The organism is Pseudorhizobium halotolerans, assembly GCF_902153235.2.
GTDB classification, from domain to species: Bacteria; Pseudomonadota; Alphaproteobacteria; order Rhizobiales; family Rhizobiaceae; genus Neorhizobium; species Neorhizobium flavum.
Genome location: NZ_CABFWE030000017.1, coordinates 1 through 13087, shown reverse-complemented (window position 1 = coordinate 13087; position 13087 = coordinate 1). Strand labels below are relative to the sequence as shown.

Sequence of the window (13087 nt, the reverse complement as noted above, 5' to 3'; positions counted from 1 at the left end):
GGGCGCCCAGATCGCATCGTCATTGACGGCAGCCAAACCAATCACGAGGCCGTCATTTCCAGCGATGCCGAAGACCGCCTACGCGACCGATCGCAACGCTCACTCAAACCGATCCACATTCGGAGGAGCAAATATCTCAACAATCGGATCGAGCAAGACCATCGACGCGTCAAGCGTCGCGTTCGGTCCATGCTCGGCTTCAAATCCGCGGCCACAGCCGCCACCATTCTGTCAGACATCGAGATGGTCCACATGATGCGGAAACGACAGGCGAGGTTCGCCTGCAATCCACTTCCGTCAATCGCGGAACAATTCGAGCTAATTGCTGCCTGAGCTGCTGCGCGCATAGCTCACCATGTGTACCTCGATCCGATTTGAGACAGAACCAAGGTGGACGATGTCACCGATACGCTGGACCTGGCACTCGCCGCCTCAGGCTGCGATAAGGTCACGGTTGAACACCGGCCCCGCCTACTGTCCGACAACGGCCCGTGTTACGTTGCCTCCGATCTCGGCGAATGGCTGGAGGAATACAAGATCGACCAGGTCCACGGCGCTCCCGGCCACCCGCAGACGCAGGGAAAAATTGAACGCTGGCACCAGACGCTGAAAAACCGCATCCTTCTGGAAAACTACTTCTTCCAGGAGGACCTCGAAGCCCAGATCGCGGCCTTCGTGAAGCATTACAATCATCGCCGATACCACGAGAGCCTCGACAATCTCACCCCGGCCGACGTCTACTTCGGGCGCGGCCAAACAATTCTGCTCGAACGTAAAAGGATCAAACGAGAAACCATCAGACAGCGCCGCTTGAACCACCGGGCCAAAGCGGCTTAAATCAACCCGCAAACCGAGCCGGAAACTCCATTCTTCCAAAGCCCAAAAAGTCTCAAATCATTTGACGACGGACAGGAGTTACATCGCCGGGGAAACAGATAGGCGAGTATCCTCCCGGTTTGGAGTAGGCACTCCTTCTGCCGCAACGTCTCCCGGCCCTATCTCGGCTGTAAGGGCAGGCGCAGGAACTAGGATAACTAGCGAGCGATTCTGCAATGATCCTTTGGACAATGGTAGCCTCTGACAAGGCTGGAGGAGAAGCCGGATCCGCCGTATCTGCTTGTGGCTCCTCATGCCTGAGGAAACGCGACGCTAGCCAGCCCTCTCGCTGCGTCAGCGTGTCCCTGACCAGGGACCACTCACCCTTACCGTCAAGAAGAAACACTCGCCTGCCCTTGTCGAAGCGGTCGATGATTGCGTCGTCAGTGGAAGGTCCGGCACGAAAGGCAACGCGGTTGCCGGAAAGATACCTGGTGGGGCGGTCGCCTGACGGCCCCGTAGTAGTGGAGGTTGACGGCCCAATTGGGCGATCCGGCTCGGAAGAAGGTAACGCGCTTGCGGGAGCCTTCGCAGGAGCATTCGACTGCTGTGGATCTCGCGCGGCCTCAACAGTCGGAGCGGTCGATGTCGGGCGGGGAGAAGGAGACGGAGGACTGTCAGGCGGACCCGTCCCCTGCGCCAACGCGTACAGGATGATGCCGCCTATCAGCCAGTACCGCTTCTTCATGTCTTCCCCCAACAGAAAGTCTGTCGGAAGGAGGTGGGTTTCGCAAGCAGAACTGCCGTTTAATCCGTCAGCGGCAGTTGCATCCTTGTGTGAAACGAGCGGCAGGTGAACGGATCCGATGCATGGTCGACTGGCGAGACAGCCGTGATGGAATTGTTCAACAGCTACGACTGAGGCAGCAAGCCGCCCGCCGCTCCTTGTCGCTCCCCAGCGTCCCAACGCTGCGATACTCACCGTGACGCCGGAGTGAACCGAGCGACGAGGGAATGTGTTTCGCCGGGATAGGTCAGGCGGACGTAGGTGATCGTCCCTGCATCGCTCCAGGTCCGTCGCTCGATCAGAAGGCATGGACATCCCTTGGCGACACCGAGCATGGCGGCCATCTCGGGCGTTGCGGCAGTCGCGTGGATGCGGTGCTCTGCGGCGCTCCAGGGGATTTCACCCAACAGCCAGCGTCCCGGCGGCGTTTTGGAGAAGTCTTCGGTCGTGGCGCCGGGAACCGCAGCCAGGTTGATGATGCGGTCCTCGACGCAGAAAGGTCGCTCACCGGCGAAATGGATGCAGACCACCGCCAGAACATCCTTTGCCTGCTTCGTTTCCAGAGCTCGGAGATCCGCTTGCGTCGCGCCCCTCACCTGCCGGCGTTCGAGCCTGAAGGCGTAGCGTAAGTTCAGCGACCTCACCTCCTGCTCGATATCGGCAATCTCAAGAACCGCTGACTGGGCCTGCGGGCGCGTGACGAAACTGCCGGATTTCTTCCGGCGTTCGATCAGGCCCGATTTGGCCAGCTGCGTCATCACCTTGTTCACGGTCATGCGTGAACATCCATATTGAGCCGCCAGATCGACCTCGAAGGGGAGCCGGTGGCCGGGTGGCCACTGTCCGGAGACAATCTTGCCCTCAATGTCGTTTAAGATGCGCTGGTGCAGCGTTTGGGTCCTGCCGCCGATGTCCGCCACGATCTGTCGTTTTCCTCTCAGTCGTCTGGATGATGTAAACCGGCGACACCTCGATCCGGAAGGAAATTTTCCTGGTGTTCCAGCGTCATGCTTGGGCAAGCTCTCGCATCACGTGATTGAACCGCCGTGAGATCGCGTCGCGCCTTATATGCCGTCCACCCTCCACGCGCTTTCGGCCTGCGGCCCAGACGGCGTCGACCACGACACCCCCGGCGAAGATCCAGTAATCCAGCAAGCGGTCCTTCGGGAGGTGGGGAGATCCACGCGAGTCGAGCGCAATCAAGTCAGCGCTGGCGCCTATCTCGATTCCGCTGTGTGACTGAAGGGCCTGCCCGGCACCACGGCAGGCGTCGTCGAACAGTCTGCGCCCGGTGGATTCTCCGGGGTCGGCTATCACGTTGCGCGCACGGCGCGACAGGCGCTGCGAATACTCCAGCGTCCGCAGTTCTTCCGGCAGCGAGATGAGGATGTTGGAGTCGGAGCCAACGCCGAAGCGCCCCTTCTCCTCCAGGAAGGTCGGTGCGTTGAAGACACCGTCGCCCAGGTTCGCTTCCGTGATCGGGCAGAGGCCAGCAACTGCCCCACTTCGCGCCATCCGGCGGGTTTCGTCCTCCGACATATGGGTCGCATGGATCAGGCACCAGCGATTATCGACCTCGACATGGTCAAACAGCCAGTCCACCGGACGGGCACCCGACCAGGCAAGACAGTCTTCGACTTCCTTGGTCTGCTCCGCAATGTGGATGTGGATTGGCCGCGATCCATTAAGCGAAACCAGCTCGCGCAGTTCCTCCTCGGTCACGGCCCGCAGGCTGTGAGGCGCAACGCCCAGCACCGCTCCCGACAGAGACGCGGTGATCGTCTCGCACCGTTCCATCAATCGGCCAAAGCTGTCGCGCGAGTGGATGAAGCGACGCTGGCCGTCGAGCGGCGGCTGACCGCCAAAGCCGGAATGGGCATAAAGGACAGGCAGAAGCGTCAGGCCGATACCCGTTTCGACTGAGGCTGCAGCGATCCGCGCGGCCATCTCTGCAACGTCACCGTAGTGGCCGCCCTCGGCATCATTGTGCAGGTAATGGAACTCGCCCACGCGGGCGAAGCCGGCTTCGAGCATCTCCATGTAGAGCTGCGCAGCGACCGCCTCGACGTGATCCGGCGTCATGCTCAGCGCGAACTTGTACATGGTCGTGCGCCAGCTCCAGAAGCTGTCGTCGCCGGGACCGCGGATCTCAGCCAGGCCGGCCATCGCGCGCTGGAAGGCGTGGCTGTGGAGATTGCCGATTGCCGGCACAACGGTGTTGTGTCGCTCGTCCGCCGGCTGTGCGTCGGCCTCACGCTCGATTCCGCAAATCTTGCCCTCCGCCAGCTTGATCCGCACGTCCCGAACCCATCCCTCGGGAAGAAGCGCCTGCTTTGCATGAATCGCCGTCACGATTCTCCTCCGCCTGTTACCGTCCATGTTGACCAAATCCCGGCGCTTGCCAAAGACAGTTCTATGTATATACATTAAAGAGAACGAAGGGAAGGTCCCGCAAGATGACCGGGAACTCAAGTTGAACTCGGAGGCCGCGTGAAGAACCACCGTACGCTCTGGACCAATGCTCGCCTGGCAACCCTTGCACCTCAGCAACCGGGCTGCGGCATCATGGAAGATGCTGCGATTCTGTGCGAGGACGGTTGCATCAGTTGGATGGGCCGCGCCCATGACCTGCCGCAGGCCGCAGGCCAGGCCGAACACCGGGACCTTGAAGGCCGCTGGGTGACGCCAGCCTTCATCGACTGCCACACACACCTGGTCTTCGGCGGTGACCGGGCTATGGAATTCGAGATGCGGCTGAACGGCGCGACCTACGAGGAGATCGCGCGGGCCGGCGGCGGGATCGTTTCTTCCGTGGCTGCGACCAATGCTCTTTCCGTACCCGAACTGGTGGAGGCGAGCCTTGCCCGTGTGGATACGCTTCTCCGGGAGGGCGTCGGGACAGTGGAGATCAAGTCCGGCTACGGGCTCAACATCGAGGGCGAGCTCAATATGCTCAGGGCAGCACGGGCACTGGAAGCCCAGCGCCCCGTGCGGGTCATCACGTCCTATCTCGCAGCCCACGCCACGCCTGCCGCCTATAAGGGCCGTAATGTGGACTATATCCGCGAGGTGGTTCTGCCTGGCATGGAACAGGGTCACGCGGATGGGCTGATCGATGCCGTGGACGGGTTCTGCGAAGGCATCGCCTTCTCCGTCGGCGAAATGCGTCTGGTGTTCGACAAGGCCAGGACGCTTGGTCTCCCGGTCAAGCTTCATGCGGAGCAGCTGTCAAACCTCGGAGGTGCCGCGATGGCCGCCTCCTACGGTGCACTTTCCGCCGATCATCTCGAATATCTCGATGGGCAAGGAATCGCTCAGATGGCGAAGGCCGGAACGGTCGCCGTGCTTCTGCCTGGTGCCTTCTACGCAATCAACGAGACACAGAAGCCGCCTGTTGCGGCGCTGCGTGATGCCGCAGTGCCGATCGCCGTTGCCACCGACTGTAATCCAGGAACCTCCCCCCTCACCTCGCTCCTGCTTGCCATGAACATGGCAGCGACTCTGTTCCGGCTCACCGTCGATGAGTGTCTTGCGGGGGTCACGCGCGAAGCTGCACGAGCGCTGGGCCTGCTTTCCCAGACCGGCACGATCGAAGTTGGCAAGTCGGCGGATTTCGCGATCTGGGAAATCGAGCGACCAGCAGAACTGGTCTACCGCATGGGGTTCAACCCGCTTCACGCCCGGGTGTTCAAGGGAATAGAGGTAGGCACATGACGATGAAGCTTCATCCCGGGCGCGTCACCCTCACCGAGCTTGCGGCAATCTACTGGAGCAAGTGTGCGGCAGCGCTCGATCGGTCCTTCGATGCAGGGATTGAAAAAGGCGCGCGCCGAATTGCCGAGATCGCTGCAGGCAACGAGCCCGTCTACGGGATCAACACCGGCTTCGGAAAGCTCGCATCGATCAAGATCGACAGCGCCGACGTGGCAAAGCTGCAAAGAAACCTCATCCTGTCGCACTGCTGCGGGCTTGGAAGCCCTCTGCCGGAAGACGTCGTGCGCCTGATCATGGCGCTGAAGCTGATCTCGCTTGGCCGCGGCGCTTCCGGTGTCCGGCTGGAGCTCGTGCGCCTGCTCGAAAACATGCTGGAAAAAGGCGTCATCCCCGTCATTCCGGAGAAAGGTTCGGTAGGAGCGTCTGGCGATCTTGCACCGCTTGCTCATATGGCTGCCGTGATGATGGGCGAAGGCGAAGCGATGCATGACGGGCGCGTCCTACCCGGTGCTGCGGCACTGGCGCAGGCAGGCCTTGGGCCCATCGAGCTCGCTGCGAAGGAAGGGCTTGCGCTGATCAACGGAACGCAGGTTTCGACCGCACTGGCGCTCGCGGGTCTGTTTCGCGCCCACCGTGCGGCACAGACGGCGCTTGTCACGGGCGCCATGTCCACCGACGCGGCCATGGGATCGTCGGAGCCGTTCCATCCCGAGATCCACGCGCTGCGCGGGCATCAGGGGCAGATCGATGCGGGGGCCGCCCTGCGGCGGCTGCTGGAGGGTTCGCAGATCCGGGCAAGCCACATCGACGGGGACGAGCGTGTCCAGGACCCCTACTGCATCCGTTGCCAGCCTCAGGTCGACGGCGCCTGCCTCGATCTTCTGCGCCAGGTCGGGCGCACACTGGAGATCGAGGCGAACGCAGTGACCGACAATCCGCTCGTCCTGTCCGACAACCAGGTGCTGTCCGGCGGCAATTTTCACGCAGAGCCGGTGGCCTTTGCCGCAGACCAGATCGCGCTGGCGATCTGCGAGATCGGCGCCATTGCCCAGCGGCGCGTCGCATTGCTGGTCGATCCGGCGCTCTCCTATGGCCTGCCTGCATTCTTGTCGAAGAAACCAGGCCTCAATTCCGGACTGATGATCGCGGAAGTCACCTCTGCGGCGCTGATGAGCGAGAACAAGCAGATGTCGCATCCGGCCTCTGTCGACTCGACCCCGACCTCGGCAAACCAGGAAGACCATGTCTCCATGGCCTGCCATGGCGCCCGGCGCTTGCTCGCCATGACGGAGAATCTCTTCGGCATCCTTGGAATCGAGGCGCTAGCTGCGGTGCAAGGGATCGAGCTGCGTGGGCCGCTGAGAACCGGACCGGAGCTGGAGAAGGCAGCGGCTGTCCTGCGCGCTTTCGTTTCCGCTTTGGACGACGATCGCTACATGGCAACTGATCTCGCCAAGGCGAGTGAACTGGTGGCTTCCGGTGCGCTGGTCGCCGCCGTAACGGATGGACTCCTGCCCGCTTTGGAGGTTGGACAATGACGGTCTTCGAAATTCAAAGGGGCAACTCGCCTGTCATTCTCGCTTTTCCCCACACCGGAACGGACGTTCCTGCCGAGGTATGGGACAGGCTGAACGACAATGGACGCCTGCTGGCGGATACCGACTGGCACATCCACGACCTATATGCAGGCCTTCTCCAGGATGCGACGACGGTGCGGGCCATCTTTCACCGCTATGTTATCGATGCCAATCGCGATCCCTACGGAAACAGTCTCTATCCCGGGCAAAACACGACAGGCCTCATCCCTAAGACCGATTTCGACGGGAATTCGATCTGGAAGCAGGGAGCAGAGCCGACCCACACCGATATCGCGGCCCGCCTGGACGCCTTTCACAGCCCGTATCATGCGGCGCTGTCTGCAGAAATCGAGCGCGTCAAGGCGATCCATGGCCTCGCCGTCCTCTATGACTGCCATTCCATTCGATCTCACATCCCCTTCCTGTTCGAAGGGACCCTCCCGGATTTCAACATCGGGTCGAATTCAGGCGCCTCCTGTGCCCTTGAGTTCGAACGGGTCACCGCCGAGGTCGCTGGCTATGCAGCCGGTTATACGAGCATCGTCAACGGGCGGTTCACGGGCGGATGGACGACCCGACACTACGGAAAGCCGGCCGAGGGAATTCACGCAATCCAGATGGAGCTTGCCCAGTCGACGCATCTGGCAGCCGAAGCCGTGCCCTTCGCATACGACCCGGAAAAGGCGGAGAAGCTCAGGCCTCATCTGAAGGCGATCCTGGAGCGTCTGGAGACGGTGGCTTACGAACTGAAGGCAATGGGAAACGAGAGATGACCAATCCGCGCCACAACATCCGAGACGTCCGCGCTCCGCGTGGTCCGCAACTCAATGCCAGGAGCTGGATGACCGAAGCGCCGCTGCGCATGCTGATGAACAATCTTGACCCGGATGTCGCCGAAAACCCGCATGAGCTGGTGGTCTACGGCGGCATCGGTCGCGCTGCCCGAACCTGGGACGATTTTGACCGTATTGCCGCTACCCTGAAGACGCTGAGCGAGGAAGAAACGCTGCTCGTCCAGTCCGGCAAGCCGGTCGGCGTATTCCGCACCCACAAGGATGCGCCGCGCGTGCTGATCGCAAACTCCAACCTCGTGCCGCACTGGGCCACCTGGGACCATTTTAACGAGCTGGATAAGAAGGGTCTCGCCATGTACGGCCAGATGACCGCCGGCTCGTGGATCTATATCGGCACGCAGGGCATCGTTCAGGGCACCTACGAGACCTTTGTCGAGGCCGGCCGCCAGCATTACGGTGGCGACCTGAAGGGCAAGTGGATACTGACCGGTGGTCTGGGTGGAATGGGCGGCGCGCAGCCTCTCGCCGCCGTCATGGCCGGCGCCTGCTGCCTGGCCGTCGAGTGCGATGAAACCCGGATCGATTTTCGCCTGCGCACCCGCTACGTCGACGCCAAGGCAAAGACGCTGGACGAGGCGCTTGCCATGATCGGCGAATGGACTGCAAAGGGCGAAGCGAAATCCGTCGGCCTGCTTGGCAATGCGGCCGAGGTTTTTCCGCAACTCGTGCGTCGCATGCAAGCCGGCGGCCCGCGTCCCGATATCGTCACCGACCAGACTTCCGCCCATGATCCGCGCAATGGCTACCTGCCGATCGGCTGGACTGTCGAGGAAGCAAGGGCGAAGCGGGAGAGCGATCCGAAGGCTGTGGAGGACGCTGCCCGCGCCTCCATGAAGGTTCACGTGGAAGCCATGGTAGCATTCTGGAATGCCGGCGTGCCGACCCTCGATTACGGCAACAACATCCGCCAGGTGGCCAAGGACGAGGGTCTGGAGAATGCCTTCGCCTTCCCTGGTTTTGTGCCGGCCTATATCCGTCCGCTCTTTTGCCGCGGCGTCGGCCCCTTTCGCTGGGCTGCCCTATCCGGTGACCCCGACGACATCTACAAGACGGACGCCAAGGTGAAGGAGCTGCTGCCGGACAACAAGCACCTGCACAACTGGCTCGACATGGCGAAAGAGCGCATCGCCTTCCAGGGCCTGCCGGCACGCATCTGCTGGGTCGGCCTTGGTGATCGACACACGCTTGGCCTCGCCTTCAACGAGATGGTGCGCAATGGAGAACTCTCCGCTCCCATCGTTATCGGTCGCGATCACCTTGATTCAGGTTCTGTCGCCTCGCCAAACCGAGAGACCGAGGCGATGAAGGACGGTTCGGACGCCGTCTCCGACTGGCCCTTGCTCAACGCGCTGCTCAACACCGCTTCCGGCGCCACCTGGGTCTCCCTCCATCACGGCGGCGGCGTGGGCATGGGATATTCCCAACACTCCGGCATGGTCATCTGCTGCGACGGCTCCGAAGATGCCGACCGCCGACTGGAACGGGTGCTGTGGAACGACCCAGCCACTGGCGTGATGCGCCATGCGGATGCCGGCTATGACCTCGCCATTGATTGCGCCCGTGACAACGGGTTGCGGCTGCCCGGCATTCTCGGGAACTGAGCCCATGAAGGTCCTGCGCGCCGGCGATCACAAGCGCATGCCCTGGAAGAACGGACGCGGCGAGACGGTGGAGATCGCCGTCTTCCCGGCAAATGCCACCGTGGACACCTTTGACTGGCGCATCAGCTTGGCAACGGTCGCAGAAGATGGCCCCTTCTCGATTTTCCTCGGCATCGACCGGACATTGAGTGTCATCGAGGGCGGCGGCTTGGAGGTAGCAGTAGACGGCTGCAAACCAACTGTCCTTGACCCGTCGTCCCGGCCCTACCGCTTCCCTGCAGACGTTGCGACCAAGGCTCGGCTCACCGACGGCACGATCGTCGACTTTAACGTCATGAGCAGGCGCGAGACGGCCAACCACCACGTGGAAAGACACCCGCTCCCGCTCCTTCTTGCAGGGATGGATCGCAACCGCTTCGTCTTATGCCTGGGCGCTGACGTCCGGGTAGCATCCGGCCCCAGAGAAGAGATCCTGCAGGCGCGGGATGTCGTGATCGTCGAAGCGGGAGAGCCGATTTCGCTAACCGGTGAAGGTGCTATTTTGGCGGTTACGATACTGCCGGTGGACGATATCTTGTATAGACAAGATATCCGGCGCGTGAATAATATGCCCGTACAAGAGGCATGATCCGAAGATGCCTCAATATAGATCAAACAGGGGAACTGCCATGATGAAGAACTGCTGGGTAATCGCCGCCTCGCTTGCGGCTCTGCTGGGATCAACCGCCGCGAAAGCGGAAACCTCGGTCACCATCGGCATGTCCGGCTGGACGGGTTTTGCGCCTCTGACGCTGGCGAAGGGTGCCGGCATCTTCGAGAAGAACGGGCTTGACGTCGAGATCAAGAAGATCCCGCAGGCAAGCCGCCATCTCGCCCTTGCATCCGGCGACATCCAGTGTGCCGCCACAACCGTCGAAACCTGGATCGTCTGGAATGCCAATGGCGTGCCGGCGACCCAGATCTTCCAGCTCGACAAGTCCCACGGCGCCGACGGCATGGCTGTACGCAACGATGTCGAGAGCTTTGCCGACCTGAAAGGCAAGACGGTCGCCGCCTCCGCACCCGGCACCTCGCCCTACTTCCTTCTCGCCTACATGCTGAAGGAAAACGGGCTGACGATGAAAGACGTCAAGGTCGTGAACCTGGAGCCGGGCCCGGCAGCACAAGCCTTCGTCGCGGGACAGAATGATGCGGCGATGACCTACGAGCCCTATCTCTCGACGGTCCGTGCCGCCCCGGATCAGGGGAAGATCCTCGCAACTACCCTGGACTATCCGGCCGTCATGGACACCTTCGGCTGCACGCCGGAGTTTCTCAAGGACAACCCGGAGGCGGCAAAGGCTCTCGCCAAGAGCTATTTCGAGGCGCTCGAGATGATCAAGGCTGACGAGGAGAAGAGCTACGGCATCATGGGTGCAGACGTGAACCAGTCGGCCGAAGCTTTTGGGCAATCGGCGCAGTACCTGGAATGGCAGGACCAGGCCGCCAACAAGACCTTCTTCGACGGCGAGTTCATGACCTTTTCGCAGAAGGCTGCCGACCTTTTGCTGGAGATCGGCGTCATCAAGTCGAAACCGGACCTTTCCACCATCGTCGACACGTCTTTCATCCAGTAAGTTCTTAAGACCGGCGGGGACTTCTCCGCCGGTCGTCGATCGCCGAGGCACCATGCGCCCACTACAACCAATCAGCCCGCAGGCTCGCGTCCTGCTCGGCATCCTCTTCTTCGTGCTGTTCTTTGCGGGCTGGTCGCTTGCGACGTTCGGCGGATTTGTTTCCCCGACCTTCCTCGCCGACCCGATCACGATGGTCAAAGACGGGATCTACCTGCTAACCGAGCAGGGCTTCCTGGGAGACATCGGCATGACCGTGTGGCGCGTGGTCGGGGGATTTGTCCTTGCCGCAGTCGTGGCCGTTCCCGTCGGCATCGCCATGGGCGCATACAAGCCGGTGGAGGCACTGCTTGAGCCTTTCGTGTCCTTCTCGCGCTACCTCCCTGCGTCCGCATTCATCCCACTCCTCATCCTTTGGGCTGGAATTGGGGAAATGCAGAAGCTGCTGGTGATCTTCATCGGCTCGGTCTTCCAGATCATCCTGATGGTTGCGGTCTCCGTGGCAGCCACGCGCCGCGATCTGGTCGAGGCCGCCTACACCCTTGGCGCGCGTGACCGCGGCATCGTGCGGCGCGTGCTCATTCCGGCCAATGCGCCCGATATCGCCGAAACGCTGCGGCTCGTCCTCGGCTGGGCCTGGACCTATGTCATCGTCGCCGAACTGATCGGCGCCTCCTCCGGCATCGGCTACATGATCATCAACAGCCAAGCGCTGATGGCCACCGGACAGATCATCTTCGGTATCATCGTCATCGGCATCATCGGTCTGATATCCGACTTTGCATTCAAGACCGCGAACCGACACCTGTTTGCCTGGAGACTGGCATGAGCGAGCTTGTTGTCCAGGGCGTAAGCCGCACCTTTCCCGGCGTTCGCGGCGGCAAGCCCGTGCAGGCGCTTCAGCCGACGGATCTGGAGATTGCAAAGAACGACTTCGTGACCATCCTCGGTCCATCCGGCTGCGGCAAGTCCACCCTGCTTCGCATCATCGCCGGTCTCGACCAGCCCACCACCGGCAAGGTCATTCTCGACGGAAGGGAGATCAGGGGCCCGGGTGCGGACAGAGGCATGGTCTTCCAGTCCTATACGCTGTTCCCATGGCTGACCGTGCGCGAGAACGTCGCCTTCGGCCTGCGCGAACGCGGCGTTCCTGCGGCCTCCTCCAAGGAGATCGTTGACAGCTACATCGATAAGGTGGGCCTTCGCGGCTTCGAGGATCACTGGCCGAAGCAGCTCTCCGGTGGCATGCAACAGCGCACGGCAATCGCGCGAGCCCTGGCGAACGACCCAAAGATCCTGCTGCTCGACGAACCGTTCGGAGCGCTCGACAACCAGACCCGAGGACTGATGCAGGAACTGCTGCTCGGGATCTGGGAACGCGAACAGAAGACGGTGATCTTTGTTACCCACGATATCGAAGAGGCCGTGTTCATGGCCTCTCGCGTGGTGACGATGACCGCACGCCCCGGCAGGATTAAGTCGATCACACCGGTGGATATTCCGCATCCTCGTCACTATACCGTAAAGGCAAGCCCGGAGTTTTCGCGCCTGCGACTGCAGTTGACGGAGGAGATCCGCAGCGAAGCCATCCTGGCAGCAACCAGCTGAGGTCCGCGGTGGTGTCATATCCATCAATAAGTGGGTGAACCGCTCCCGGCGCTGGAGGGGGAAGCCGCGACATACACCTAGGTCCTGTTGACAAAGTGGATTCCCAAATCAGTGGAATGAACCGCCCCGGCTTTGCCGGAGACCCCAGCTCGTGAGAAATAGGGTCTATGACAAGCAAAACGACGAACAAATTTTCCCCTGAAGTCCGCGCCCGCGCCGTTCGGATGTTGAAGGAACATGAAGCCGAATACTCATCGCGCTGGGCGGCGGTATCATCGATAGCGGCCAAGATCGGCTGCTCGGCGCGTACCCTCCATGAATGGGTGAGGAAGGCCGAGGTCAACAGCGGCAAGCGTGCAGGTCTGCCAAGTGACGTGGCTGAGAAGATGAAGGCTCTGGAACGGGAGAACCGGGAGCTTCGTCAGGCGAATGAGATCCTACGCAAAGCCTCGGCGTATTTTGCCCAGGCGGAGCTCGACCGCCCACTGAAGCGATGATTTCCTTCATCGACGAACAC

General features: G+C 61.5%; 12 protein-coding genes, 2 pseudogenes and 1 other annotated feature. Of the genes and pseudogenes, 11 read left to right on the top strand and 3 right to left on the bottom strand.

The window, feature by feature from the left end:
- Together FN060_RS22625 and FN060_RS22620 are read left to right on the top strand one after the other, a co-directional pair.
- A partial coding sequence (locus tag FN060_RS22625) for a DDE-type integrase/transposase/recombinase (RefSeq protein ID WP_142590167.1) occupies positions 1–333 on the top strand: 333 nt, incomplete at its 5' end.
- Between the two features lie 54 nt (positions 334–387).
- Positions 388–837: pseudogene (locus tag FN060_RS22620) on the top strand (transposase); the annotation flags it as partial.
- A gap of 52 nt (positions 838–889) precedes the next feature.
- Here the strand turns inward: FN060_RS22620 and FN060_RS23625 are convergent.
- The 3 genes from FN060_RS23625 to FN060_RS22605 form a co-directional block, all read right to left on the bottom strand.
- Positions 890–1564: an SH3 domain-containing protein gene (locus FN060_RS23625; protein WP_183950060.1), complete on the bottom strand. Its 675-nt coding sequence runs from the start codon at positions 1562–1564 to the stop codon at positions 890–892.
- 230 nt (positions 1565–1794) lie between these two features.
- Positions 1795–2514 carry a histidine utilization transcriptional repressor HutC gene (hutC, locus tag FN060_RS22610; RefSeq protein ID WP_142590169.1) on the bottom strand — a complete coding sequence of 240 codons (720 nt, stop codon included), beginning with the start codon at positions 2512–2514 and terminating at the stop codon, positions 1795–1797.
- Positions 2515–2608: 94 nt separating this feature from the next.
- Complete coding sequence (locus FN060_RS22605) at positions 2609–3955, bottom strand: formimidoylglutamate deiminase (protein ID WP_142590164.1); 1347 nt, start codon at positions 3953–3955, stop codon at positions 2609–2611.
- 138 nt (positions 3956–4093) lie between these two features.
- On the opposite strand from FN060_RS22605, the gene hutI reads away from it, so the two are divergent.
- The 9 genes and pseudogenes from hutI to FN060_RS22560 all read left to right on the top strand — a co-directional run.
- Positions 4094–5317 carry an imidazolonepropionase gene (gene hutI, locus FN060_RS22600; RefSeq protein ID WP_142590163.1) on the top strand — a complete coding sequence of 408 codons (1224 nt, stop codon included), beginning with the start codon at positions 4094–4096 and terminating at the stop codon, positions 5315–5317.
- Positions 5314–6855 carry a histidine ammonia-lyase gene (hutH, locus tag FN060_RS22595; protein ID WP_142590162.1) on the top strand — a complete coding sequence of 514 codons (1542 nt, stop codon included), beginning with the start codon at positions 5314–5316 and terminating at the stop codon, positions 6853–6855. The genes hutI and hutH overlap by 4 nt, the downstream gene beginning before the upstream one ends.
- Positions 6852–7667, top strand: a complete 816-nt coding sequence (hutG, locus tag FN060_RS22590; RefSeq protein WP_142590161.1) for an N-formylglutamate deformylase — start codon at positions 6852–6854, stop codon at positions 7665–7667. The genes hutH and hutG overlap by 4 nt, the downstream gene beginning before the upstream one ends.
- The gene (hutU, locus tag FN060_RS22585; protein ID WP_142590160.1) at positions 7664–9349 is read left to right on the top strand and encodes a urocanate hydratase; all 1686 of its coding nucleotides are present in this window, start codon (positions 7664–7666) and stop codon (positions 9347–9349) included. The genes hutG and hutU overlap by 4 nt, the downstream gene beginning before the upstream one ends.
- A gap of 4 nt (positions 9350–9353) precedes the next feature.
- On the top strand, positions 9354–9977 hold the full coding sequence (locus tag FN060_RS22580) for a HutD/Ves family protein (RefSeq protein WP_142590159.1): 624 nt from the start codon (positions 9354–9356) through the stop codon (positions 9975–9977).
- Between the two features lie 43 nt (positions 9978–10020).
- The gene (locus FN060_RS22575) at positions 10021–10965 is read left to right on the top strand and encodes an ABC transporter substrate-binding protein (protein ID WP_142590168.1); all 945 of its coding nucleotides are present in this window, start codon (positions 10021–10023) and stop codon (positions 10963–10965) included.
- A gap of 52 nt (positions 10966–11017) precedes the next feature.
- Positions 11018–11791 (top strand): ABC transporter permease, encoded by a 774-nt coding sequence (locus tag FN060_RS22570; RefSeq protein ID WP_142590158.1) that lies wholly within the window; start codon positions 11018–11020, stop codon positions 11789–11791.
- Positions 11788–12570: an ABC transporter ATP-binding protein gene (locus FN060_RS22565; RefSeq protein ID WP_142590157.1), complete on the top strand. Its 783-nt coding sequence runs from the start codon at positions 11788–11790 to the stop codon at positions 12568–12570. Before FN060_RS22570 ends, FN060_RS22565 begins: the two co-directional genes overlap by 4 nt.
- 167 nt (positions 12571–12737) lie before the next feature.
- Positions 12738–13087: pseudogene (locus FN060_RS22560) on the top strand (transposase); the annotation flags it as partial.
- Positions 13022–13087, top strand: a sequence feature (AL1L pseudoknot). This feature is flagged as partial in the annotation. It overlaps the preceding pseudogene by 66 nt.